We start from the raw sequence: 26,930 nt of genomic DNA on the forward strand, positions 1-26,930 counted from the left end.
GAAGAAGATCTTAGGCGGCCTGACACCGGCCGCCTATGCCCAACAGTTGGCGGCCAAAGCCGCTACGATTAAATCTGGACTCTAAAGGGCCCCGCTACTGAAAGCGGGGGGGACGTCGCCGCCATAACCTGCAGCGAAGAAAACTCGTAGCCACAGTACCCTTTCAAATCTAAGGTTACAGAGCCCCGTGCCTCGCATACTTTGCCAAGATAATATTCAACATCTACTAGGCTAGGATCCGACTCCAGCCCCCCTTTTGCGGCAGTGCCGTACCCCAATATCCATGACATATCAGATTTCACAATCTCACTTCCTAGCTGATGCAGTCCCAAGATAAGACTACCAGTTACATGCCTATGCCCTGATGGATAACCACGCCCATCTGTTACTCACACCCAACAGCACTGGTGCTATAGGTAAGGTAGTGCAGCGACTGGGGAGAAATCACGTTGGCCCGATCAACGGGACGCATGAACGCACCGGTACACTATGTGAGGGCCACTACAAAGCCAGCTTGGTAGATAGCGATGACTATCTGCTGCGCTGCATGCGCTACATCGAACTCGACCCTATACGGGTTGCCGTGATTGCAGCCCCTAGAAATACACGTGGTCGAGCTACAGAACCCTCCTTGGACTTCGAACCGACACCCGTCTTACTCATCACCCACAATGGTTGGAAGTTGAAGCCACTGCCACCCAGCGGGCCACCTGGCGGCACCAGTTCTCGCAAGAGGGGTCGGATCTGGAGCTAGAACAGATCCGTATCCGCTTGCAGTAATAGCGCGCGCTTAGCTCCTCGAGCCATCAAACAATAGTCGACGCCAAAATCCAACAGTTCGCGGAAACCCGCGCAGCGCCTCGACCAACCAAGAACAAGAACGGCTAGAAGTGACCCTGACGCCGTTCCCTACACGGCTCCTTTCCGCGACGACTACTCACCAACGTACATCCGCCTGAAAAGACTGCGGATAGAAGACCCTACAATCAGGCGATCCTTCTCAAAATCCAAAGAATCGGAAGCCACAAAATATCGACTTATATGCTCCGGAAAGTCTTTCGCAGCAACAGGAGCACTCGGAATTAAGTATCTGAAATAATCGCCCATTTCCACATCTTTGTCGTAGCCAACTGGGTAATCCACGCCCGGCGCATCGCCTTCAACACCATGATAAACAAATGCCCCGACATTAACCGCAAGACTCGGCTCTGCAAACCTGCCTGCATCATAATAATCTTGCAACAAAAAATCCTTAACTTCCTCGCGAGATTGAAACCTAGCCTTTCGCCATCGCGAAAACATATCAACATCAAAATCCGACGAACCCGTCACACCCGCGCGACAGGCAACGCCTCCCTCCCAAAGAAAATCTGACACTCCATCCAAACGCTGATCTATCGAATCCATATTCAGCAACACATCTGGAATATCGCCAAAACAATTATTCACCATAACAGCAACGCGATCATTTATATCGACCGCGATCCATGTGTAAATCACCCCAAAACCCGGGATCCATCCTGGACCAAGACCACTCATTTAATTTAATCCCTTTGGCCATACAGCCTCACAGTTACCACAGGGTTCAACAACAGCATCTGAAGACAGCGCGCCCTGTCGACGATAAACCTCCGCGCGGCCAGAAGTATGCGCTGCGTTGGGAACACTTCAAGGCAAGTGTGCGTGCAAAAGTCGAACACCCGTTCCGGTTGGTGAAGCGCCAGCTTGGTTGCGCCAAGATGCACTATCGCAATCTGGTCAAGGACACAGCGCAGATGCTTGCACTGCCTGCGCCGTCATTATGGATGACGCGGCAGCAATTGCTGCCGCAGACGGAGTAGCTGCGCCTGCAGGACGGGAAATACCGTCCTGTAGCGTAAATAGCAAACCGAACGTTACTTCTCCCCGCCTCGATATCGCTGCTGCTGTGATAAACGGGGAAATCTGCGTGTCTGAGCTGATTGATCAGACCACCGCTAAGATACAGCAAAATAGAGGTTATAAAGGAGCATACACCAACCTACCAACACTACCAGTATCTCTGCGGGAACCACCCGCCTATTCAGCGCAAAACGAATTATAAAAATACAGTGAGAACAGGCACCGCCAAAATACCCATCCAAGGCATCAAATCCCGATAAGGAGATAATTCACCGTGACTAAAACCAAAAAAACTGGGGTCCTGAAACACTAGTCTATTCAAAATCATTAAGAATAAATAAGATAAAGCTAAAACCCACATCAACAGATGCATTCAATCAACAATCGCACAGATAACCCGCCACGAGCAGCTCTTCAAATTATTCACCAATTCCCCTTATTGAATTTATTCCAATCAGTATTTGGAGGCAAAGGCACCTGTCCTTTCTCACGATAGAGCCATTCGAGTTCCGGGTTTACTCGCGAGCCCCCGCGCTCTCATGCAGCAGTCGAAGCCAGAACCCAACGGTTCGCGGGAACCCGCCAAGCGCATCGACCAACCAAAAACAAGACTGGCTCGAATTGAACCCGGCACCGTTCTTGCGCCATTACTCGCACCTGACTATTTGCGGAGCAACGATCCAAGAAAACTCCCAATCCGCCCGAGTGAAGACTCACTACTCCTGGAATTCTCAAACTCTGATGCTATATCGGGATACCTTGGACTTCGTCCATCGAGCACCAAATCACCAGGATAGTGCGGGTGTTCGATACAAAGCTCATCATCGACGCCGACGACCTTGGCGACCACTGCTGCTTCGATACACCAGCAACCAAAATATCCGCCCTGCACACCACGCTCTTCGTCAGCGCAAAACACCCACCAATAAGGTGTTCTATGCTCCGAGGGAAAATCGCGCGAGCCAGCATCAAGAAGTCCTTGAAACCACCCATCAACGTAGCGTCTAAGTTGTTGCGCGCCTTCTCCGCAAGCAGCATCAAGAATCCCAACCAACCCTCCGTATGCCTTTGAGAAACAAACCAATCCTCCAATTTCTCGACCCGAGTCGCGATACGCGATAACCCTGTCCAATACGGCATCCTGGCCAACGTTACCAACCAACGTGATGAGCCGCCGCCATTGTGACTCGGGAATATCAAGAAGGATTGCCAAACCAACTACGCGAAAACAATAATCGTAGAAATCTATATTAACGACCCAGGAGTTCCGAATACGGATCTGCGCTTCGCTATATACACCTTTCTCCAACCGTACAGACTCCTCCCATGCCCCTAGTAAGGTTTCAAACAAAGGCACCAAGCTAGACACATCATCGCCGCGTGAGTACTTCGAGAGCATGAGCTCCAAAGTGGTCTTGGCGAGATCAAGCGTGTACTGCGGTCGATGATGCCTATTCCCTTCCGACGCATCCAAGATGCGTCGCATTCGAACCAGCTCCCCTGCACGAAAATCAACCCATTCATTCCAAAACTTCAAGGAATATCTAGAATCACGCTTCATTAGTGCTCCGGAGTCTTGTGCTGCACAATTTTCGTCGCCAAATCGGGTCTTGGGAAAATTTTACCATTCGCATCTATCATCGCGACGGAAACACCTCCCTGCGGGTCAGTATGCACCAACCATTTCTCAACTCGACCACTTTGCAAAGCTGCGTTTACATCAGCAGCCAAGCGGCGGTCGGTTACGGCGTTCACGATTCGATTGGTACCCGTCACCGCTCCCGTCAACCACGAATCGCTCATCTGCATCCCATCAAGACTCTCGCGCAAATTCGATCTACCGAATTTGTACTCTATGAGAACAAAATCGACATCTGGCCTGTTCGTCCGATACAAGTCATCTAGTCCTGGGGTACCTGCACCTTGAAGACGCGCCAGCTTCTGCCCATCGGGGAGGATGTGGTTAACTTGCCGCTCTCCAAACACCTCCCCAACCACGCGTTTCTGATCGTCAGTAAGCGCGGAAAAATCCAAAAGCGGCCTGCCGTCCGCACCATGGAGCCCCCCGCTTTTGATCAAAGCTTCACTAGCGCTTCGGTTGAGAAATTCGTCCAATTTTCTTCCCGCAAGCGGCACCCATTTTCCACCAACAAGCTGAACAGCTGCTCCACCTGCATATCCTGTGAGTGTTCCGAGCGCAGAGTCGAACGTGAGTCCGCCAATCTGATTGGCGTCCATTGTTACCATCTGATCTATCTTTCTCTCTATCGAATGTGCGGGAATATCACTCGCGAACCAATCTATCAGGTTAGATACCATTCCAGACGCACCTTTGTATGCATCCTCGGCGACGCCGCCAGCGCCTCGGCCGACGAAATAGTCATATATCCCTTTCGCTCGGTCAGGCGTCGACAGAGCCCTTGCAATAAAGCCGTCGGCCATAGCCGAAAGCTTGCCGTCGGGATAAAAGCCTGACGTAACCAGCCCTCCCCCAGTAGCAGTATCCACGAAGGATGAAACCAGTTTGTTCCACTCACCTTCTGCCCAAGACTTCGCATCCGCGTGATGACGATTCAAACAAGTCAAGTCCTCGCCGCATACTGCAGCCGCGCTGCGCAGCTGCTCGTAGATTCCTTTTTCGATTTCCCGCTTGCCATCGAACAGTTCCATGTCCCTGCGCTTATCCAGATCATTCATGGCATCAGTGATCTGCTTTTTGCAGCCAGCGACGTCCCCACCTTTGCTGTCGCAAGCCGCGTACGCCGTATTCGCCGCCACCACTTCGGAAACCGCAAGCCAATTGTTCTCCACCGAATTCTTTGCGACCGCAGCTCCCATACTCCCGCTTGATAGATCCCCTCCCAAAATACCGCCAGCCAAAGCCCCAACTGCCTGCGACAACGCGAGGATCGCCTCCTTTTGCGCACCATCCAGCTCGCCGGTGTGCCCTGGATACAGCGCCTCCGTCAGTAACTTCGCCGACAGCTCACCACCTGCCGCCGCTGCAGCACCCCCAGCAGCGCTGCCTCCATTGACCTCAGCCAACAACGCACCTAACAGCGCATGTGAAAGCAGCTGCGCTGCCGCATTCGGATCGCTGCCGTGGTTCTCATCGAACTTGTTGCCAATCAGGTTCGCGACGTAAGGCGCCAGCGCATTCGTAGCTACCACCCCGCCACCTTGGCCTGAGACCACGCCCACCAACAACGTGGTCACTGCTTCCAACGCACGGCCCTTCTCACTGCCGATGCCCCAGCTCTTTAGCTGTGCCTCAGCGGCCTTGAACTCCGTGCCGCGATTGAGCTGCAGCACCGCTGCCCGCTCCCCAGGACTCAGCCCCTCAAACCGCGCTCTCTCCTCATCACCCAACCCCGCAACGTAATCATTCTCCAGACTACGCATCGCCTGATTGGCGATATCGTTCGCCACCTGCTTGCTGGCCGACATTACCGCGCCCATCGCGCCGGCCATGATCTGCTGGTCGGCCAGCAGCTTGTCTGCGTTCGGCAGTGCCTCCAGCGCCCGGTGCGCTGCAGCTGCATCGGTATTCACTCCAAGCTCGGCAGCAGTGGTCTGCTTGCCGCCGATGACAATGTTGCCTTCGGTCAATGTGGCGTAAGTGGTGCTGTCGTCACCACCCTTCTCGTTCATCGGCACACCGCCGCCGAAACTCGGCGCTGCCCCCTCCGCCACAGGCGTCCAGCCTTCAACGCGACCGCCGTAACCGCCACTGATGCTGCCGGAGCTTGTCTTGTGCTCCATCTCGTTCTGCAGATCACTGAACGTCAACGTCTGCGCGCTCAGTTCACTCTTGCCCGCATTGGTACTGGCAATCGCACCACCAACCAGATTCACATGACCGGCTTCGACGTGATAGCCACCCTCGCCTGCAAACAAGCCCGACTGTTCGCCAACGCCCTGGTAGCTGCCGTTGGACTTGCCTCCACTGGCATAGCCGTCAACGCCCCACGCATTACCCCACGCCACTTGCACGCGGCCGCCGACCTGGCTGTTCTTCGACATGCTCTCTGCGGTGTCCTGCAGCGATTCGATGTTCAGCGTGCCGCCGGTCCGCACGTCAATGCGATCGGCAGTAGCCGTGGCACCGCGCAGAGTGGTGTCGCCATCGGCCTTCAGCGAGATGTTCTGGCCGCTGAGTGTGGTGTTCTGCCACGTTGCGCTGTCCGAGTTCGACTTGCTGCTGCCCACGCTTGCTTCGGCATAAACATAAAAACCGGTTTGCGCACCAACGGTAACGCCCACGCCCACTTCAGCGCCGGCGTTGCTGCTCTTGCTCTTGTCCTGCAGGTGGGTCTGCCCGGCTTCGAGCAAGATGTCCCGCGCCGAATCCAGGCTGATCGTGTTGCCGGCGCTCAGGTTGCCTTGCACCACGTGGATGTCGCCACTGGTGCTGGTCAGGTTGAGGTTACCGCCTGCCTGCAGGGTGGAGCCCTGCGATACCACGCTGTTGCCCTCGGCACTGCTACTGGACGATTTGAAGCCCACACCAGCTTCTGCGCTGAACAGCGCGCCACTGCCACCGACACCTGCGGCATTGGCGATGGCGCTGGCCGATTGATAGGCACTGGCCGCTGCGGCCATGCCTTGCATCTGCGACAGCCGCCCATCTGACTGGCGTGCGCCATCAACGTTGTTGATCAAGTCGATCAGCGGCGACTTCACCCGCGCGAACGCACCAATCTTCAAGTCCTCGTCGCTCTGTGAGTAATGCCCCACCTCATTGGCGGTGAGCACCTCGATCTTCGCCGCGGTGATATTGATGTTTTTGTCGGCCACCACGTTGCTGGCAATCTGGCTGTAGGTGCCGCCTGCGCTGAGGTTCACGTTGCCGCCCAAGCTGCCGACGTTACTCGCCACCTGCGAGACCTGCCCACTTTCATCCGCATGCTGCTGGCGGTGCCAACCGGAGAACTTCTCCGTGTCCGATATCTGCACCGTGCCGATGGCTTTGCTCGGGGAGCTGTTGGCATTACCTACCGTGTCCTGGCCACTGCCAATGCTCAGGTCACCTGCTGCGTGGATGTTGACGTCCTTCTCGGCAACTACATTGGCTGCAGTGAGGCGGATGTCGCCTTCACTGGTAGCCATACGCACGCCACCGCCCACCGACAACTGCGTGCCGGTAATGGTGTCGCTGGTGCCGGTACCTTCACCACGCGAGTTGTTGGTGCCGAACGGCAGGCCGCTGGCGTTGTTTGCCATGCCCCAGCCCTTGCTGCGGCTGCTGCTATCCGAGCTCTCGGTGTTGTGGGCGACATCGAACACGATGTCCTTGGTTGCCAGCAGCAAGGCATCGCGCTCGGCCGCCATCTGCGCGCCCTGGCTATAGATGGAACCGCCATTGGCAATCAACGTCAGGTCACCGCCAGCACTGAGCTGGCTCACCCGCGCATCGCTGGTGGAACCGCTCTGGTTACTGCTGGAACGCTGACTGCCTGCAGTAACAACCACCGGAGTGGTCGCGGCACGCTACGCCTTCCGCGGTGCGGGTGATCTTGCCCATGGTCGAGCCGCTGTCCGCCATGCCGTCAGTCGTGGAGTCGCGAGCACTGCGACAAGCCTTGCCGGGATCGTAGGTTACGCCCACCGAGAACCCGCTGGACTTGCTCGTTGCGCTGTTCTGCGTATCCAGCGTGTCCTGGCGGGCAATAAGGTTGATGTCCTTGCCCGCCAGCGTCAGGTCCTGACCCGCAGCGAGATCGGAGGCTGCGATCGTCAACTGGTTGCCGGCACTGACCGTGAGGTTTCCGTTGATGGAGCCCACTGCAGACGCAACCTGCGTCGTGCTCTCCAACGTGCTCTGCGTGGTACTGGAGGACTTTCCATAACCCACACTGGCCACGCCACCGGACAGCGCGCCGGTCAGACCCGACTTCTTCTGTTTGAAGTCATGCGCTTCCTGATGGGTATCCTGCGCAGACTCGATCACCACGTTGTTGCCTGCAAAGAGGCCGACGTTGCCGTCACCAATAACCTGCGCGCCTTGCAAGGTAAGGTTATTGCCCGCCGCAACACTTGCAGCCTGGCCGGTTATCGTGGTTCCTATCGCATAACTGTCATGCCACTCATCATGCGTGGTCGTGGTCTTGCTCTTGAGGAAGCCCTTCTTCTTGCGTTGCTCGTCGATGGTCAGGTCGTGCTGTTCCTGCGCAGCCGTCAGGTTGACGTCGCGGCCTGCAGAAACACCGATACCGCCTTCGTCGCTGGCGACAGAGGTTGCTTGCAAGGTGACGTCTCGACCGGCTTGCAACGCGATATCACCGCCTGCGGTGATCTGTGTGCCGCGCACGGTTTCATCACTTGCCGATACTGCACGCGAGGACTTCTTTCCTGCAGAACCGGTGTCGAACGTACTGACATCCACAGCAACACTGCTGTTGATGTCGCGCCCGGCCTGCACGGCGATTGCGTTGCCCGCGTTGACGTTGGCTGCAGCAAGATTGACGTCGTTGCCTGCCTGCAGCACCACATTGCCGGCACCGCTCACGGTGCTGCCTACATGCGTGGTCTGGCTGTTGCGCACGTAGTTGCGACTGTCGGTGGTGAGGTCGAGGCTTTGCTTCTGGGCGATGGTTTCCAGGTTGAGGTTACCGCCCGCGGCGAGCACGGTGGCTCCACTCATGCCGGCATTGATTACCTGTGCGCCGGTCAGGGTGACGTCGCCGCCGGCATTGACCGTAAGCGCGCCGATACCGCTTGGGCTGGTGACATACAGCCCGGCCACACGGTCGATGCTGGTGCTGCTCTGTGCATGCGAGCCGCCGTTCTCCCAACTGCGCGTGGTGCTGGCCACGGTAACGTTGCCGCCGGCCTTGACGCTGAGCGCATCGGTGGCGGTCACCTTGCTGCCAATGATGTCGATGTCCTGCCGGGCCTGCAGCCCCACCTGCTCGCCGCTGATATTTACGCCTGCGAGGTTGCGGATGTTGCCTGCGTCGATGAACACCAACTTGCGCCCAGCCACGTCGCCCTGGTTGACGAAGTCGCCACGCAGCTTGAGGTGAACACTGGCGCCGTCACATCACCCAGCCAATAGCGCCGAAAGTTTACCTGACACCGTTCTTCAGTTCAGGCTGACCCCGCTCTTGGCTTGGCAATAAATTACGAGGAGTAGACACAATCCAACCTGCCCCCCTCCGGTTCTCGCCCCTACCACTCCCGAATCCTATCCATTGCTTCTTGCAACAGAGCTTCATCTTTAGGATGGCGAACGAGATACCGCCGACAGGCCTCCATAAGAACCTCCGCACAAACCGCTTCACTAACGATCATTTCCAACACGTCTATCCCCGGACTTCCATATCCAAATTCGACACCCTCAAACAAATCCTCTTCCGACCAGCCATTCGGCTCAGGAAACCTACAATAGGCCCCGTCCACACTATAACCCACACGATTCGATATCAAACAAACAGCATAAATAAATGAACCATAGCCATAAACAGAATCCCAATAGGCCTTCATAATCCAATCGGCAGTGAGCCCGTCGTACGGCTCGTCAAATAAGTCCACGTCAAATTCCTGCCATTTAGGATGAAAATTAGCAACCGCGCCCGTGGCCCTGTCCAAATACACCCTGAAAGAAATACCTCCCACAGAAGCGTCATACTGAAACTTTCCTTCTGATCGCGCTTTAAGATAACCACCTTCAGCAGCAGTCCCGCCGAGATTATAAATCTGCGCATCAGAAAAATAGGCCGGATCATAAACCGTTTTATCGTAAACCTGAGACTTATATCCAATTTGATTCCCCGCCCTATCATACGCAGGAATTTTGTACTTGACTGTATAAATACCGACTGAGCGTTGAACTGGGCCACCCAAAATCTGCAGGCCGTTACTTGAAGCAAAGAAGGAAAATTCCTGGAGATTATGCCCACCAGCGACGCCACTTTTCTGCGCGAACCCATCAACAGTAGAAATGTGCCGTTCAATGTTTGAATTGAAAACAACAGAACTCGGTATGTTGTTCCCAATACGCATGTCCCCGGAAATATATCGAGAAGGAAATGCCACATTGTATTCAGTTAGAGTCGACTGAACATAGCTATCGGCCGGGCCCGAAACTGGCCCGCCTCCCACGACATTTTTAGGCCGCAACACCTGAACGGACCCAGCAAGATCCATAGCCACGGCACCAAATTGATTAGCACCAGCAACTTGCTCTGGCGTTCCTCCTACCATATTACTCAATCCATCCGGTAACCCGAATAGTGGACCTAACCGCGCAATCTCGATCTGATTTCGCGAATCCAGCGTTAGCCCGCCCCGCGGCGCTTTAGTTTGCGGCCCTACCCAATCAGTTTCTGTCAACAGCCGAAGAACGTGTTGATATAAATCTGGAAGTGGCTTCCCCAAATCCGAGCTGGCCGCCAATCCGCGCGCCAGTAGAGAGTCATACTCTTTTGTCCCTGGCTTCATACTGAACAACACGAACTGCTCTTCCGGAGCTGATGAGCGTGCCGGTCTGCAGGCGATTCAGGCCAGCATCTATCGCCTCCTGCGAACTGGCGATCACCGCGCCCTTCAGGTCGGTATTGCCCGCAACGGTGATATCGAACCCACCTGCGCCAGCCTGGATGCCGCTCTGCTCGGTGACGCTGGCGTAGTCGCCATCGACCTTACTGCTGCTATAGCTGGCACTGCCACTGAACCCCGCGCCTACCGTGACGCTGGCCCCTATGCTCTTGTTCTTGCTGTCATAGGTGCTGGTGTCCTGCAGGCTCTCGATGTTCAGATCGCCACCGACATTGGCCACCACTTTATCTGCCGACAGCTGCGCACCCTTCAAGGTGGCGTCTCCGCCGCTGATGACCGTGGCAGCGTTCCCTGCGGTTACATGCGTATTGCGCTGGGTGACATCCTTCCCTTCAGCGTTGCCGCGGGAAACACTTGCACTGGCGGTGATACCGAAGGCAGCGCCATCGCTGCCGTAACTCGCTGCCACGCCAATCGCGCCACTGCTGCTCTTGCTGCTTTACTCAGCGGCACTGGTGTCTTGTACCTTGGTGAGAGAGATCGATTGGGCCTTACCCGTGATATCCCCCTGAAGGGCAATCACGTCACTGCCTTCGATCTTCAGTGCATTGCCGGTAAACAGAACATGTCGCCATTAATATCAACTATTTCCGCCATGAGACGAAGTCAAATTCCCCGTCCGCCCCCTTTAACACGTGAGAAGAATAGAGGTCCACCGCCTTCACGGGATTATCAAGGATCCCAATATCGTCAACATTCCCGTCCTTTATGTGATACACGGAACCATCGCGCTTCGAGTCCAACACAAACAACTGATCGCCGGAAGCCCCGCTAACGCCGTCTTTTCGTGTATCTAAAAAACAGCGCATGGACACCCACTTATAATCGACCCCATCATGCACGTTGCGACGAACTCCAACAGATTCCGGAATGCGTCTTAAGAGCCCAGCCATTAGTTGCTTGGACTCTCGGCCATACGATGCGATCACCCTATCGATTGGAACCCAAGATGCTTGTGGATGCGCAACCAGACGCCTGTTAACCAACGGATTGTCAGGGATGCTTTCTGGAATCTTCCACCCCCCCGTCCGCCACAACCACGACTTGGCAATTCCATCGGGCAGAGCGCGAATGGAACCAAAACAATCATTACCGTCCTCAAACGTAACACCGACTGGAGCTGGCTCAACCTTGACCAACCCACCGGGAGTTTCAATAAATAAGAATGGTGAAACAAAATCGGGACTATCAGGCCTCAGCAAATTCCTAACCAAAGACAATCCAAGAAAAAGATCCCCGCCCAGATCATTAATAGTTGCATACGACTCAGGCTGGTATGACTCAAAAGTCTCTAGCAACCAAGACTTCCCGTTGTCGATGATCCGCTCAATCGCAGCCCCCCGATCTGCCGTGATATTTGAAGCATATAACGAAGGAACGTCACAGAAACGCCGATAAATTCCGCCATTAAAATTCGCCACAACACCTCCCACCACACTAGTTAACATTGAATTCATAAATAGCCCTTTCAACCTTCCCTCGAATGTTCGACTGCACCTCCAACAAATACATTTTGTATTCAGGAGAAATAGGCTGCCCATCCCAAGTTTTCCAGCCCCCATCCACAAACTCAACCGAGCAGCTCTTTGAACAATTAGCTGGCTTCACCATTGGCTGAAGATTATCAATCGAATCTATTAACTCAACTTGGATCTTTTTCGGAAGACTGTCAAAACCAACTATCTCACTAAAATACGCCCTCGGCAAAATATGATCAACATTGACCTTAGCAGCATCTGGAAAAACCTCTTTCACTCCATTTACAGGATTAATCCAGGTCAGCTCACCTTTTGCGTTAATCCAAGTAGCATCAATAACTCTACCATTAAGCCAATACGTGCCATCAGCAGCCATAGCCAACGGCCTCAACACCTTCCCAACCACCCAGGGCAAAGCGGAAATAGCAGCATCTATTGAGCCGCCTTCCAAGTCACCATTTGCTACCTTCCTGACGATCCCAAGAGCCATCCCGACATCACCCGAGAACGTCTCCAACAATTCAACGCCATCCCGACCCCGCGAGGAGTCCGCCAGATCAGAGAGCACATTTCGGTAGGCATTCTGCAAATCCTCTCGGGTTGCGCCACCAGCACCCAATGCGCCCGTCAAGTAGTCAAAGGCACGGACGTCGGATGAGTACAAATCCTTAAAATACGCGTTATCAATGTACTGATCCCGGGTTACATAGAATCCCTCACCCCAAGAAAAACTGACGGGATTAATGTTTATATATGCCTCAGCAAGTGGGTCATACTCGATCTTTGACCTAGCAACACTATCGACGCGTGCATAAGCCTCGCGAATCAAGCGCCCTCGTGCGTCATTAATCTGGCTAGCCGAGCACTGGTCGGAGCAACCATAGATAATATCTGCGAATTCCTTCGCCTTATCTGCAAGGAAATAAATTTCATCCGGGTGCAGCTGCCGATTGTTCACATCTTGATTCACGCCCATCGCAGCGCCACCACTCCCTCCCAGCAATGAACCCAAACCTGCCGCAAGCCCCATCCCAACAGCTTCTTTGACTCCATCCGGTAGATCGCTGGTCAAACTGGAAAGGTAAGGTGCTGCCATAGCCGTAGAACCTGAACCCAAAGCACCGTCAATGCCTCCCCCAAGCGCCCCCATCAACGCGTGAGCGGCCACGCGATAGGCCCCGCCCTCATCCCACCTTTCAGCATCCTCAAATTTTCCTTGCAAGCGCAGTTCGATAGCCTTCTGCGATGCATAGTCACCAACAGCCTTACTAGCCTGCTGCCCAAACATCGCCGTGATCTGCGCCTGCGCTTCAACCTGCTGCTGCAGCTTCTGACCATCCCAGGCCTTGGCCAGGCCATTGGCATCATCACCGGTGAGCACGTCACGATTCAGCGCGGCAAGCATTTCTTCTGCGGTCTTGCCGGTCAGCGCCTGCTGGCCTACCTGATCAGTAATGACCACTGTGCCGCCACTGATGCCACTGCTTGTCGTCGAGTTCTCCTTGCCCTTCTCACTGCCGTAGCCAGCGGATGCGCCATGCGCCCCGGTGTCGAAGTTCTGCCACGACCAGTTACTGCCGTTGTTGGTCGTGCTCGGGCTGCCTTTGGCTCCGCTGTCTTCGGCGTCCACGCTGTAACCGCCAGACAGGCTGACGCTCTTGGCGTTGTACTGGCTGTGGTTCTCGATATCGGAGCTGGTGAGCGTGCCGGTCTGTAGACGATTCCGGCCCGCATCAATCGCCTCCTGCGAGCTGGCGATCACCGCGCCCTTCAGATCCGTATTGCCAGCAACGGTGATATCGAACCCACCTGCGCCAGCCTGGATGCCGCTCTGCTCGGTGACGCTGGCGTAGTCGCCATCGACCTTGCTGCTGCTATAGCTGGCACTGCCACTGAACCCCGCGCCTACCGTGACGCTGGCCCCCATGCTCTTGTTCTTGCTGTCATAGTTGCTGGTGTCCTGCAGGCTCTCGATGTTCAGATCGCCACCGACATTGGCCACCACTTTATCTGCCGACAGCTGCGCACCCTTCAGGGTGGTGTCTCCGCCGCTGATGACCGTGGCAGTGTTTCCTGCGGTTACATGCGTATTGCGCTGAGTGACATCCTTGCCGTCAGCGTTGCCGCGGGATGCACTGGCACTTGCGGTTACGCCTATGGCGCCACCATCGCTGCCATAGCTGGCTGCCACGCCCAGCGCCCAGCTGCTGCTCTTACTGCTGCTGTGTTGTTCGGCGGTGTTCTGGGCTGCTTCAAGCGTGATGTTGTTGTCGGCAGCAAGCAGCACATCGTTGCCGGCGGTAATGTCGCTACCGCGAATCAGGATATTGCTATCTTCACCACCGCCGGTTGCGATAAGGCTGACGTCACCGCCTGCCTGCAGGCTGGAGCCCTTGGCCTGGCTGCTGCTCTGCGTGCTCTGGCTCGAGCTCTTGCTGGCTCCGATGGTGGCCGAGATGCTGACGTTTGCACCCTTGGCCATGTCTGCCGGGTTACCACTGGCAAGGCCATCCGCCAGCTGACCCATCGCACCTGCCGAGTTATAGGCATTGAGCGCTGCCGTCCCAGCGGCCAGCGCCTGCATGCGACCAGCGCCGCCGGATTGCTTTGCGGCCTTGCTCAGGTCATTGGCCGTCTCCAGCAAGCTCAGGGCCGGGGCGCTGACTGCCACCGTCAAACCTGCCTGCTTGAAGCGGGTCTGTTGCTCTGCGGTGCTGGTGTCGTGCACCTCGGTAATGGAGATCGATTTGGCCTTGCCCGTGATATCCCCCTGAAGGGCAATCACGTCACTGCCTTCGATCTTCAGTGCATTGCCGGCCACCAAGGTCACGTCACCACCCAGGCTACCTACGGTGCTGCCGGTATGGCCGACCCCGGTGATGTCGACCTCGGTATCCGTGCGTTGCTTGCCGACGGTGAACCCGATGCCACCGCTACCAAACACGCCAGACTTGGTTACGGTTTTGTCGTGCGTCTCGCTTGAGGTGCTTTGCGCAGTACCAAGCGTGAGGTCACGTCCAGCCGCCAGGATCACGTCCCCCGTACCCGCAATCTGCGCCCCTTGCGAGGTCAGGTCACGCCCCGCCGCCACGGTAACGGTCTCGCCGCTCAGCGTACTGGTGACGGCGATGCTGTCATGCCACTCATCATGCGTGGTCGTGGTCTTGCTCTTGAGGAAGCCCTTCTTCTTGCGTTGCTCGTCGATGGTCAGGTCGTGCTGTTCCTGCGCCGCCGTCAGGTTGACGTCGCGGCCTGCGGAAACACCAATACCGCCTTCATCACTGACGACGCTGGCGGCCTGCAAGGTGACGTCTCGACCAGCTTGCAGCGCGATATCACCGCCTGCGGTGATCTGTGTGCCGCGCACGGTTTCATCACTTGCCGATACTGCACGCGAGGACTTCTTGCCTGCATAGCTCGTATCGACCGTGCTCACATCCACAGCGACACTGCTGTTGATGTCGCGCCCGGCCTGCACGGCGATTGCGTTGCCCGCGTTGACGTTGGCTGCAGCAAGATTGACGTCGTTGCCTGCCTGCAGCACCACATTGCCGGCACCGCTCACGGTGCTGCCTACATGCGTGGTCTGGCTGTTGCGCACGTAGTTGCGACTGTCGGTGGTGAGGTCGAGGCTTTGCTTCTGGGCGATGGTTTCCAGGTTGAGGTTACCGCCCGCGGCGAGCACGGTGGCTCCACTCATGCCGGCATTGATTACCTGTGCGCCGGTCAGGGTGACGTCGCCGCCGGCATTGACCGTAAGCGCGCCGATACCGCTTGGGCTGGTGACATACAGCCCGGCCACACGGTCGATGCTGGTGCTGCTCTGTGCATGCGAGCCGCCGTTCTCCCAACTGCGCGTGGTGCTGGCCACGGTAACGTTGCCGCCGGCCTTTACACTGAGCGCATCGGTGGCGGTCACCGTGCTGCCAATGATGTCGATGTCCTCCCGGGCCTGCAGCCCCACCTGCTCGCCGCTGATATTTGCGCCTGCGAGGTTGCGGATGTTGCCTGCGTCGATGGACACCAACTTGCGCCCAGCCACGTCGCCCTGGTTGACGAAGTCGCCACGCAGCTTGAGGTCGACGTTGGCACCGGCCAGCAGTGCGCCGTTGTCGTTCAGATCGCCGGGTTGCACGCGCAGGAACACCTGCGGCACCAGCGCGGTGGTGGTGGAGCCATCGGCCAGGGTGATGGTCTGCTCAACCAGCCAGACGATGTCGCTGGTCAGCTGCGCCATCTGCTCGGCGGTCAGGGCAATGCCCGGACGCAGACCCCACTTGCTGGCAACGGTGGCACCGGCTTCCAACAGGGCCCGGTACTGGTCCTCGTCACTGGCGTAGCCATCGAGGAAACGACGACCGGTGAGTTCGCCAATCTGCTGGTGCGTGGTCGCTGCCGCATCAAAAGCTGCCTGAGCCGCAACCTTGGAACGCCAAACTATCGCCAGCCCACTCCAACCTGAAGCAACACGAAGCGAGTCAGTTGTCCTTTTCCGCAGCAGGACAAGAGCCTGCAGGCTCGCTGGAAATTGTCCGGAGACTTACGGAGCCATCAACATTTGTCAGCAGCTGCGACACTTCGACGCCGCAGCCAGAGCTCGTCCAATGCGCACGCATTTCGTAGTTCTGACCCGACTCTGGGACAAAGCTGCGCGCTTGGTAGCAGGCGGCCGAGCCTCGTTCCACCGAGCCAGGACGTCCAGCTGCCGGGCGTTGAGATTCAAAGTAGAAGGAAAATCCTGCCGTGATAGGTTGATCAGGCCGTACCGCCACCTCGACGAAATGCTTGGGGGTATCCGGCGTCTTGGGCATGCGCAGATCACGCTTGCGCTGCCCGCCCATTTGAGGACCAGCAGGATAGCCGCTACCCGGCACGTCAGGACTTACGCAGACACTGTTCGGATACACCTTGACGTTACGTGACCCCGCGACCCTGAGGCGGGCTACGCCCCCTTGCTTGGGTTCGTCATAGGACGACAGTTCGCCCTTTACTACCTCCTTGATGAGGCATCCGGATAACAGGGCACAAAAGACGAACCCAACAAATGTTTGCAAAATAACTTTGCCATAGAACATCCAACACATCCTTGTTAACTCACCATTACCACTACTGAATTCACTGAAGGCAGCAACAACAGGCGGCGACATGAGATTCAAATTGTAAAACACCCCCAATTATCCGGCAGCGCCACCGGCCGGCATAATCGAGAAATCTTGGAACCACTAGCGCGCTCATCAATTAATCCGGAAAGAACGGATGGTGCTTAACGTGCCACCGTTCTTTAGGCCCATTCTTTTGGAGTTAGTTTCGCTGAACCTCTCTACTTTGGCATGACCCAAAATTGAGAGTTGGCAAGTGGTCGCGGGCGCGCAACACATCCATCAGCCAAGAAAAATAGATTCGCCTAGAACCTCAAGAAAAGAACGATCCAAATTTCTCCTCAATACGATCAAGATACACATCCGAAATATCTGTCACCGCAGTATCCAGCGTCGTCAAATGTCGTCCAACTTCGTTCTGAACGGGAGAAAAATCGATGCCTTTCAATGAGTTCAAACGAACTATTGCGACAACCTCAAACGGTATAGCGTCGAATGGAGGCCATTTGAAACCAGGAATACGACCCCTGCCATCATCATCAGTATTGGCGTAATGATATTTCAGCAAAGAGGGTATCAATTCAACCACCCCACTTGTTCCCCATGCTTGGATTACATCACTGTACACACCAAATGACTCTTCCCTATCAGGAGAGGGAAGCGCAATCGAGTGCTCCTCCTGAAGATACTGTTCGCCCAACCAAATCGCAAAATTGGCAGCATGATGATCCAAATGGGCATTCTTGGAACTCTCATCACTAAGCACGAATCGAAGTGCACCCAACATTAATTCGACACGCCCTCTATCACCAAGAGCAACAAAAGCAAAAACTAAACATGCGATGTTGGGTATCAGAATAGAAAGACCTCCGCCGGGCACATGGGAACCAAGAAATGAACGCGTTGTCGCCAAGGCGACACGAATCCGCACCTCCCAAAAACGGTATAGCAGCGAACGACAAATTGCTCCATCTTCAACAAGCCCGCCTTCAATCGCTACAAGCCCTTTAGAACCGTAAAAGATGGATAAAAAAGGAAATGAAGTCGAAGCCAGAAGCAGGCTATCAAACGATTCATCGCTCAAACTTCCCTGAAGTTGCGCAAACTTTCGGGCAACCATCACATCTGACTGTGATAACCAGTTGCGGTAATCCCTAATAATCCTTTTGTAGTCACGCGTCATAGCCCTATCCTTCGTCATTTCCTGGCCCAAGGAGATATTCTAAGCATCTCGCCACTCAAATCAATACCAACAACATTTCCCCGAACCTGGTCCGGCCTCATCTTAAAATTCATTAACATTTCGTCGGCAAGCATTTGATCAGCAGCGCTGATATTTTTGTAGCGCCCCGTCTTTGTCGCAGCCTGGGTAAGTACGTCCTCAACAAAGAAATCCATACTCTGCTGTCGCGGAGATAGATCCCCCACCGCATCGGTCCTCGATGTTTTTACCTCAATAAAAACCAACGAGCCATCCGGCGACCTCGCAACAATATCGATCCCATTCCCGCTTCCATTTTGAATTGAGAAGATATCAGTAAAGTTATTATCTTTAAGGAACAACCGTGTAATATCCTCGCCAACGTCACCAATTTCCTTATTGGTAAAACTAGAAAGATCTTTACCCCGAACAGACGCAAAAAGATCCACGCTCGGCTCAGGCACGAAATTGTCCGCAGCGCCTCCTATCCCTGAACTTGGCTTATTCCCCCCACCCACTCCGGTTTCAAGGGCGCCACTAACTTGACTGTTGCGCGGTATATCGGGGCGACTTAGCGCTCCACCTGTAACTAGATCGTTTGAACGCCCAACATCCCCAGTGAGGTCCTCGACGCGACGGGCGCCAGTAGCCACATCCTCCGCCATCCGCGCCACATCATCAGCTGCGTTCGCTACCTTCGCCGCCGCGCTGCCGCCCTTCAAGCCGTACTTGGCTGCTGTTACCGCACTTATTGCCCCCATGGTGGCAAGTTCAGCAAGTACCTCGATAGCTACGCCGCCGCGCAGCTTTGCCGCATCATCTCGGAGGTCCTGCAGGTCCATCTGCATCAGATCCACCATCAGCTCTGCGCCGACCTCAACCCCCTGTTCCTTCAATCCATTGACAATCCGACGTGTTGTTCCGCTTGGATCATTTGCCATCTGCTTCGCCAGCGCGGCGATGCTCTTGTAGGTATCAGGATCAAGTAACGCCAAGTACCCCTTCAGTGCATTTCCAGCACCGTCCAGGAACGCGTCCGCCTCAGCGTTTGGATTCTTGAGATAAGCGAGCATCAACTCAGCAACTGATGCTTCGCCAGTTTTTATGTTCGCGGAGTCAAGATACATCTTCAGGCTGGAAGGTGTCTCCAAGACCTGTTTCGCGTAGAGATCCTCGTTGGCCCTCTCCGCTGCATTCGACGTAAACGCAGGCTGTAGAACGCCGGCGCTATCACGAATGAGCATATGCGACTCGCCGGCCTTCCCTGCAAGCCATCCAAACGCGTCAGCGTACTGATCTATTCCTTCCGACACATACAACGTGAGCAGTTCTTTCCAATCATCATCATTATTCATCAGCGCGCCGCGCAGTAGCTGCTGCTCCGCATCGGCAACGCTAATACCCTTCTCGGCTGCATATTCGGCAGCCTTTTCCCGGATGAAATCCAACTCCTCTTTATGCAACTGCCGATTGAACTGCTCGCCGGCAAGCCCAGTGACAGCGCCAGTTCCGCCACCGGCCACCATTCCGATACCGGCACTAACCAACTGCTGGACCAGCTTTGACTCATCTGACGTCAGCGGTCGCCCCAACTCAGCAGCCCCTGCACCCAAAGCTCCTTGAAGCACATTACCGCCACCTGCTGCCGCGACGAGTGCGCCGGTAACTGCGTGCAGAACTGTCTTTCCTGTACCACCGTCCTTCCACAATTCATATTGGCCTTTATTAGCCAACATCGAGGCATTGGCCTTATCCAGCATTTCCTGGGCAGCTTGGCGCTCTGCGTCAGAACCAGCGCCTTCAAGCAGCTTTTTTGCCACTTCCGCCTGCGTCTCGGCTTCGGTGTACCCGTTGGTCAGAGCCTTCGCAATGTCACCCGCTGCGCGGAACCCGACCTCACTCGCAACCTGCCCCATCTCCAGCCGTTCCTGCACCTTCTGCTGGTCAAATATCTCCTTCAGCCCATCCTGCTGCAGGACAGTTGTGTCACGGCTCAGCCCATCCAGTGCCGCGGTATCACCATTGCGAACCTCCACCGTACCCGCGGCGATGTCGCCACGCGTCACGCTGCTGGCCTTCTCGCTTTGCGGAATCCCAACGCTCGGCGCCGGCGCATTCATGCCACCCGAAGTGCTGCCGCTCACACTGATGCCTACGCTGCTGGCCTTGTACGCGGCCTCATTCTTCAGGTCTTCCACCGACAGGCTGCCGGTGCTCAGGTGATTGCGTGATGGATCAGCGGTGCTGGCAATCGCAGCCAATCGCAGCGCCGGTCAGCTGCGTGTGACCGCCAACAGTGATATCAAAGCCACCCTCGCCGGCCTGGATGCCGGTCTGTTCCTTGACGCTGGTGTAGGTGCTGTCGATCTTGCTCTGGTTGTAGTTGGCGCTGACCGATGCACCGCCGGTGCCCACAGCACATCAATACCAGAGGATACATCCTTGCGCTTGTAATCATTGCTGTCCTGCTGGCTGATCATCGTCAGATCACGGCCGACATTGGCGATGACTGTATTGCCTCTTGTCTCGACGAAACCAAAGTTGAACACGCACACTAGCAATACTCAGGCTACAGTTCGAACATCCCCATTAACCGAGCTGAACAGAACGCCGACAATCCCAGCCTGCTCAAACCTATCTTTGAAAACCTCACTCACCACTATCGCCCCGGGATAATTATAAATCCTGAATATATTCCTACCGCCAGCCCTATCCGAATTAATGACAAGATTCAAAAAAAAACTATATCGCCCCGCGAGATCAGGCCTGACCGAATCATCGAAAGCAAATTTTTCAAACTCCGATCTACTTTCATCAACACACTCGACCAGGTCCTCAATGATCATTGCATAGTAACCACAAATCACATCTTGACCCACGATCTCAACTGGATTAAAAATCACCCCCACATACGGCTTATCAACCTCTGGAATGCCAGCAAGCGCCCGGACAGCCTTCTCACTCAGGATGGGAACGCCAGCATAACCAGCAAGCGAGTAGTCAGTTTCAACCCCACTTACGTAAACATCCAACACGTGCCTCCCAGGCTCCATATACTGGGGTGTGGGCTGAATCAAAGTCCAGTTGTTCACATTGCGAATATCACCAAGGCTCCACACCCCAACCGACGACAGATCAGGCCTCATTAAAAAATAATTCATATCAACCCTTCGTCAACCATTTGTTTATCTGGCTACCCGGAATAACCGCCTCCAACTTCATTCTGTTCAGCGTAGAAACAACAGCCTCCCTCATCGAAGAGCGCATCGCTGACGAAATCCATGCTCCAGCTCTGGTTGGGTGCGGTGAGTACGGGTCGATCCAATCGATCAGCCGCAGCCCTGCGCCGACGGGGTCGTTTTGAGCGCAGGTTGAGCCCTGCCAGCTTGTACAGCCGATGCACGCGCTTGCGATTGATCGGCCAGCCTTCACGACGCAGCAGGATGTGGATGCGCTGATAGCCGTAACGCAGCCGCGTCTGCGCTATCTCCTCGATGCGCCGCGTCAATGGCGCATCCAGAATCTTGCGCACCGGTTTGTACACCAGCCCGGAACGGGCCTGGCGCATCACGCCGCATGCCCGCCGCTGGCTGATTCCGTAAGCACGCTGCAGAAAGCCGATGAGCGTATGTCGCTGCACCGGCCTCAGAGCTTTTTTTGAATGACATCCTGTAGCATCACTTTGTCCAGGCTCAGATCCGCGACCAGTTGTTTGAGCTTGCGGTTCTCTTCTTCGAGCTGTCGCAGCCGGCGCAGCTCGGATACGCCCAGACCGCCGTACTTCTTCTTCCAGTTGTAGAACGTGGCCTCGGAGATTCCCATCTTCCGGCAGGTCTCGCCGACTGATGTGCCGCCCTCGGCCTGGCGCAGGGCAAACGCAATCTGCTCTTCGGTGAACTTCGACTTCTTCATGGCAAAACCACCTCTCTGCTTGTTGTTAGTTTCGCCGAATTTCTCTACTTTTGGCTGGCTCAAAAAGCTGGGAGGTGGTAAAAAATTACTTAGCCAGGCCCGCATCAGCCCCGCCTTTCATAAAGATACCCACCACATCCCTCTCTCTTGGAACATGGGAGAAATCCAATTTAAACCCGCCTTTATCAGTTAGCGTTGCCCTAAAATGCGTCCAAGGCTGTCTCGCAAATGGCTCCATTCCTTTTAGAAGACACATTTTCTTCATAATCTCATGCAGAACATCTTCGGGATAGTCATCAAATCCAAACTGAAATCTTTTACCGAATTCATCAACAAACCACACCTCATCCTCAAGAAAATCGTCATAGCACTTTCCGAAGAGCTCAAACAAAGCAGCGCTCCTTGGCATAATCGACCACATCATCTTCGCAACGGATTCATAGATTTCCGAGTCAATCATAATTAATCACCTGAATTTGGCAACACACGCCGAGTCACTTTTCCATCAATCGAATAGACAACACTGAACGAAACAGGCCTAAGGCCAAGGTCATCATAAATAGGAGAAATTCTCACCTTAACTTGACTACCAGCCGCAAGCTCCCTCTTCCAAGTCGTCTCCAGCTCGAACCAAGCTCCTCCGCTGCCGTTCAGCTTAGCATCCATCGGGACTAGATTAACGCGCTCACCCGGACCGCCAAACATTGCAGCAAGGAGATGACCTCCGCAGTCACCCTGTACACCGCAGCTTGCAGCCTTTCCCTGTTGATAGGAGTTCCTATCCCAAGGATCCATTTTAATCTCTGCCTCCACCGAAGCAACACGCCCTTGCCCATCCGTCTGGTAAGAATATCCATTTTCGAACGTGTACCGGGTATTGGGTTCCGGATTATTAGCCAGTTTGTTCCAATCTCCCTTCCGTCCACGAACTAGATTTTTATCAACTAGTTCCCCCCCCAGCTCACTGAATCCGCCAAATTCACTCGAAGACGATAGATTATTTGACCGCCCGACATCCCCAGCGAGGTCCTCGACACGACGGGCGCCAGTAGCCACATCCTCCGCCATCCGCGCCACATCATCAGCTGCGTTGGCGACCTTCGCCGCCGCGCTGCCGCCCTTCAAGCCGTACTTGGCTGCTGTTACCGCACTTATTGCCCCCATGGTGGCAAGTTCAGCAAGTACCTCAATAGCTACGCCGCCGCGCAGCTTTGCCGCATCATCTCGGAGGTCCTGCAGGTCCATCTGCATCAGATCCACCATCAGCTCTGCACCGACCTCAACCCCCTGTTCCTTCAATCCATTGACAATCCGACGTGTTGTTCCGCTTGGATCATTTGCCATCTGCTTCGCCAGCGCGGCGATGCTCTTGTAGGTATCAGGATCAAGTAACGCCAAGTACCCCTTCAGTGCATTTCCAGCACCGTCCAGGAACGCGTCCGCCTCAGCGTTTGGATTCTTGAGATAAGCGAGCATCAACTCAGCAACTGATGCTTCGCCAGTTTTTATGTTCGCGGAGTCAAGATACATCTTCAGGCTGGAAGGTGTCTCCAAGACCTGTTTCGCGTAGAGATCCTCGTTGGCCCTCTCCGCTGCATTCGACGTAAACGCAGGCTGTAGAACGCCGGCGCTATCACGAATGAGCATATGCGACTCGCCGGCCTTCCCTGCAAGCCATCCAAACGCGTCAGCGTACTGATCTATTCCTTCCGACACATACAACGTGAGCAGTTCTTTCCAATCATCATCATTATTCATCAGCGCGCCGCGCAGTAGCTGCTGCTCCGCATCGGCAACGCTAATACCCTTCTCGGCTGCATATTCGGCAGCCTTTTCCCGGATGAAATCCAACTCCTCTTTATGCAACTGCCGATTGAACTGCTCGCCGGCAAGCCCAGTGACAGCGCCAGTTCCGCCACCGGCCACCATTCCGATACCGGCACTAACCAACTGCTGGACCAGCTTTGACTCATCTGACGTCAGCGGTCGCCCCAACTCAGCAGCCCCTGCACCCAAAGCTCCTTGAAGCACATTACCGCCACCTGCTGCCGCGACGAGTGCGCCGGTAACTGCGTGCAGAACTGTCTTTCCTGTACCACCGTCCTTCCACAATTCATATTGGCCTTTATTAGCCAACATCGAGGCATTGGCCTTATCCAGCATTTCCTGGGCAGCTTGGCGCTCTGCGTCAGAACCAGCGCCTTCAAGCAGCTTTTTTGCCACTTCCGCCTGCGTCTCGGCTTCGGTGTACCCGTTGGTCAGAGCCTTCGCAATGTCACCCGCTGCGCGGAACCCGACCTCACTCGCAACCTGCCCCATCTCCAGCCGTTCCTGCACCTTCTGCTGGTCAAATATCTCCTTCAGCCCATCCTGCTGCAGGACAGTTGTGTCACGGCTCAGCCCATCCAGTGCCGCGGTATCACCATTGCGAACCTCCACCGTACCCGCGGCGATGTCGCCACGCGTCACGCTGCTGGCCTTCTCGCTTTGCGGAATCCCAACGCTCGGCGCCGGCGCATTCATGCCACCCGAAGTGCTGCCGCTCACACTGATGCCTACGCTGCTGGCCTTGTACGCGGCCTCATTCTTCAGGTCTTCCACCGACAGGCTGCCGGTGCTCAGGTGATTGCGTGATGGATCAGCGGTGCTGGCAATCGCAGCGCCGGTCAGCTGCGTGTGACCGCCGACATTGATATCAAAGCCACCCTCGCCGGCCTGGATGCCGGTCTGTTCCTTGACGCTGGTGTAGGTGCTGTCGATCTTGCTCTGGTTGTAGTTGGCACTGACCGAGGCACCGCCAGTGCCCACGGCCACGTCTATTCCGGCGGAGACATCCTTGCGCTTGTAGTCGTTGCTGTCCTGTTGGCTGATCATCGTCAGATCACGGCCCACATTGGCGATGACCGTATTGCCCTTTACCTGCGCGCCTTCCAAGGTCATGTCACGCCCACTGATCATGGTCAGCGTGTTGGCCGCGTCGATGGTGGTCTCGGCATGTGTGGTGCCGCTGCCGTCCCCCTTGCCCTTGGCTGCGGACGCGGCTACGTACACGCCGAAGCCCGCCTCCGAGCCGATGGTGATACCAATCTCGCCGCTGGATGATTTGTTGCGCTCTATCTGCTGACGGGTTTCCTGCTGCGACTTGAGGATCAGGTCATTGGCAGCGGCAAGAGCAACGTTGTCGCCTTCTACCTTGCTACCGATGATCTTCAAATCGCCGCCATTGCCTTGGCCATCGCCCGTGGCTTGAATGACCACGTCACTCTCACTGGCGATGCGGCTGCCGGAAGATGTGGTTGCGGTGTATTCCGTGGAGCTGGAGCTCTTGCTTGCACCGATGCCGACACGAAGGCTGAGGCCACCCGCGGTCTGCTCCTCGTTTGCTACGTCCGCCTTCGCTTGGCCGATCTGATCGCCCATGCCCTTCAAGCTGCTCAAACCAGCACCGCCGCTGGAGAACAACGTCTGGCCCGCCTTTGCGGCATGCAGTGCGCTGAGCCGGTCATCCTTGGCCTCGCTGGCACGCTCGACGCTGTTCTTCACAGCAAGAGCAGTATCCACCGCACCGCCCTTCAAGCTGACGTTGATGCCGGTCTGCTTGAACTTCTGGGTTTCGGTGACGCTGGTGCTGTCTTCGGCCGCCTGGATGGTCACATTCTGGCCGATGATGCCGATGCCGTCCCGGCTCAACACATCGCTGCCGGTGATCGTTACATCGCGACCAGCGGCAATATCCACACGACCATCCGTGCTGCCGATCAGGCTACCCGTGTGTGTCTTCTCTTCGATGTCGGCCGTAGTGTCCGTCCGCTGCTTGCCGATGGTGAAGCCCACCCCACCACCGGAGAACAAGCCGGACTTGGTGACGGTCTTGTCGTGCACTTCCGTGTGCGTGTTCTGAGCGGCATCGAGAACCACATCGCGCCCAGCGGCCAACAGCACGTCCCCCGTACCCGCAATCTGCGCCCCTTGCGAGGTCAGGTCACGCCCCGCCGCCACGGTAACGGTCTCGCCGCTCAGCGTGCTGGTAACGGCGATGCTGTCATGCCACTCATCATGCGTGGTCGTGGTCTTGCTCTTGAGGAAGCCCTTCTTCTTGCGTTGCTCGTCGATGGTCAGGTCGTGCTGTTCCTGCGCCGCCGTCAGGTTGACGTCGCGGCCTGCGGAAACACCAATACCGCCTTCATCACTGACGACGCTGGCGGCCTGCAAGGTGACGTCTCGACCAGCTTGCAGCGCGATATCACCGCCTGCGGTGATCTGTGTGCCGCGCACGGTTTCATCACTTGCCGATACTGCACGCGAGGACTTCTTGCCTGCATAGCTCGTATCGACCGTGCTCACATCCACAGCGACACTGCTGTTGATGTCGCGCCCGGCCTGCACGGCGATTGCGTTGCCCGCGTTGACGTTGGCTGCAGCAAGATTGACGTCGTTGCCTGCCTGCAGCACCACATTGCCGGCACCGCTCACGGTGCTGCCTACATGCGTGGTCTGGCTGTTGCGCACGTAGTTGCGACTGTCGGTGGTGAGGTCGAGGCTTTGCTTCTGGGCGATGGTTTCCAGGTTGAGGTTACCGCCCGCGGCGAGCACGGTGGCTCCACTCATGCCGGCATTGATTACCTGTGCGCCGGTCAGGGTGACGTCGCCGCCGGCATTGACCGTAAGCGCGCCGATACCGCTTGGGCTGGTGACATACAGCCCGGCCACACGGTCGATGCTGGTGCTGCTCTGTGCATGCGAGCCGCCGTTCTCCCAACTGCGCGTGGTGCTGGCCACGGTAACGTTGCCGCCGGCCTT

The 26,930-nt window shown here is 55.9% G+C and carries 14 protein-coding genes and 3 pseudogenes; 1 reads left to right on the forward strand and 16 read right to left on the reverse strand.

What is annotated here, in order from left to right; genetic code table 11:
- Positions 1–933: 933 nt before the first annotated feature.
- Complete coding sequence (locus tag ACVOLV_RS16315) at positions 934–1,539, reverse strand: hypothetical protein (protein ID WP_481555300.1); 606 nt, start codon at positions 1,537–1,539, stop codon at positions 934–936.
- A gap of 110 nt (positions 1,540–1,649) precedes the next feature.
- Here ACVOLV_RS16315 and ACVOLV_RS16320 point away from each other — a divergent pair.
- Positions 1,650–1,841: pseudogene (locus ACVOLV_RS16320) on the forward strand (hypothetical protein); the annotation flags it as partial.
- Positions 1,842–2,542: 701 nt separating this feature from the next.
- Here ACVOLV_RS16320 and ACVOLV_RS16325 read toward each other — a convergent pair.
- The 15 genes and pseudogenes from ACVOLV_RS16325 to ACVOLV_RS16395 form a co-directional block, all read right to left on the reverse strand.
- The gene (locus ACVOLV_RS16325) at positions 2,543–3,442 is read right to left on the reverse strand and encodes a PoNe immunity protein domain-containing protein (RefSeq protein WP_481555301.1); all 900 of its coding nucleotides are present in this window, start codon (positions 3,440–3,442) and stop codon (positions 2,543–2,545) included.
- The gene (locus ACVOLV_RS16330; protein WP_481555302.1) at positions 3,442–7,287 is read right to left on the reverse strand and encodes a hemagglutinin repeat-containing protein; all 3,846 of its coding nucleotides are present in this window, start codon (positions 7,285–7,287) and stop codon (positions 3,442–3,444) included. The genes ACVOLV_RS16325 and ACVOLV_RS16330 overlap by 1 nt, the downstream gene beginning before the upstream one ends.
- Before the next feature lie 28 nt (positions 7,288–7,315).
- Positions 7,316–8,866, reverse strand: coding sequence for a hemagglutinin repeat-containing protein (locus ACVOLV_RS16335; RefSeq protein WP_481555303.1), 1,551 nt, complete (start codon positions 8,864–8,866; stop codon positions 7,316–7,318).
- Positions 8,867–9,051: 185 nt separating this feature from the next.
- The gene (cdiI, locus tag ACVOLV_RS16340) at positions 9,052–10,323 is read right to left on the reverse strand and encodes a ribonuclease toxin immunity protein CdiI (RefSeq protein WP_481555313.1); all 1,272 of its coding nucleotides are present in this window, start codon (positions 10,321–10,323) and stop codon (positions 9,052–9,054) included.
- Positions 10,298–10,864, reverse strand: a pseudogene (locus ACVOLV_RS16345) (hemagglutinin repeat-containing protein); the annotation flags it as partial. The pseudogene ACVOLV_RS16345 and the gene cdiI, both read right to left, overlap by 26 nt.
- Positions 10,865–11,024: 160 nt before the next feature.
- The gene (locus ACVOLV_RS16350; protein WP_481555304.1) at positions 11,025–11,897 is read right to left on the reverse strand and encodes a hypothetical protein; all 873 of its coding nucleotides are present in this window, start codon (positions 11,895–11,897) and stop codon (positions 11,025–11,027) included.
- Complete coding sequence (locus tag ACVOLV_RS16355; protein ID WP_481555305.1) at positions 11,878–16,224, reverse strand: hemagglutinin repeat-containing protein; 4,347 nt, start codon at positions 16,222–16,224, stop codon at positions 11,878–11,880. The genes ACVOLV_RS16350 and ACVOLV_RS16355 overlap by 20 nt, the downstream gene beginning before the upstream one ends.
- A gap of 172 nt (positions 16,225–16,396) precedes the next feature.
- On the reverse strand, positions 16,397–17,086 hold the full coding sequence (locus ACVOLV_RS16360; protein WP_481555306.1) for a hypothetical protein: 690 nt from the start codon (positions 17,084–17,086) through the stop codon (positions 16,397–16,399).
- A gap of 244 nt (positions 17,087–17,330) precedes the next feature.
- Positions 17,331–18,200 (reverse strand): hypothetical protein, encoded by an 870-nt coding sequence (locus ACVOLV_RS16365; protein ID WP_481555307.1) that lies wholly within the window; start codon positions 18,198–18,200, stop codon positions 17,331–17,333.
- 14 nt (positions 18,201–18,214) lie between these two features.
- Complete coding sequence (locus ACVOLV_RS16370) at positions 18,215–20,479, reverse strand: hypothetical protein (RefSeq protein ID WP_481555308.1); 2,265 nt, start codon at positions 20,477–20,479, stop codon at positions 18,215–18,217.
- Positions 20,454–20,633: a hypothetical protein gene (locus ACVOLV_RS16375; RefSeq protein ID WP_481555309.1), complete on the reverse strand. Its 180-nt coding sequence runs from the start codon at positions 20,631–20,633 to the stop codon at positions 20,454–20,456. Before ACVOLV_RS16375 ends, ACVOLV_RS16370 begins: the two co-directional genes overlap by 26 nt.
- Before the next feature lie 149 nt (positions 20,634–20,782).
- A complete protein-coding gene (locus ACVOLV_RS16380; protein WP_481555310.1) occupies positions 20,783–21,379 on the reverse strand; it encodes an imm11 family protein in 597 nt (198 codons plus the stop codon).
- A gap of 92 nt (positions 21,380–21,471) precedes the next feature.
- Positions 21,472–22,130: pseudogene (locus ACVOLV_RS16385) on the reverse strand (transposase); the annotation flags it as partial.
- 85 nt (positions 22,131–22,215) lie between these two features.
- A complete protein-coding gene (locus ACVOLV_RS16390; protein ID WP_481555311.1) occupies positions 22,216–22,590 on the reverse strand; it encodes a hypothetical protein in 375 nt (124 codons plus the stop codon).
- 2 nt (positions 22,591–22,592) lie between these two features.
- Positions 22,593–26,909: a hemagglutinin repeat-containing protein gene (locus tag ACVOLV_RS16395; protein WP_481555312.1), complete on the reverse strand. Its 4,317-nt coding sequence runs from the start codon at positions 26,907–26,909 to the stop codon at positions 22,593–22,595.
- Positions 26,910–26,930 lie beyond the last annotated feature (21 nt).

This window comes from Stenotrophomonas sp. STEN023, from assembly GCF_056760135.1.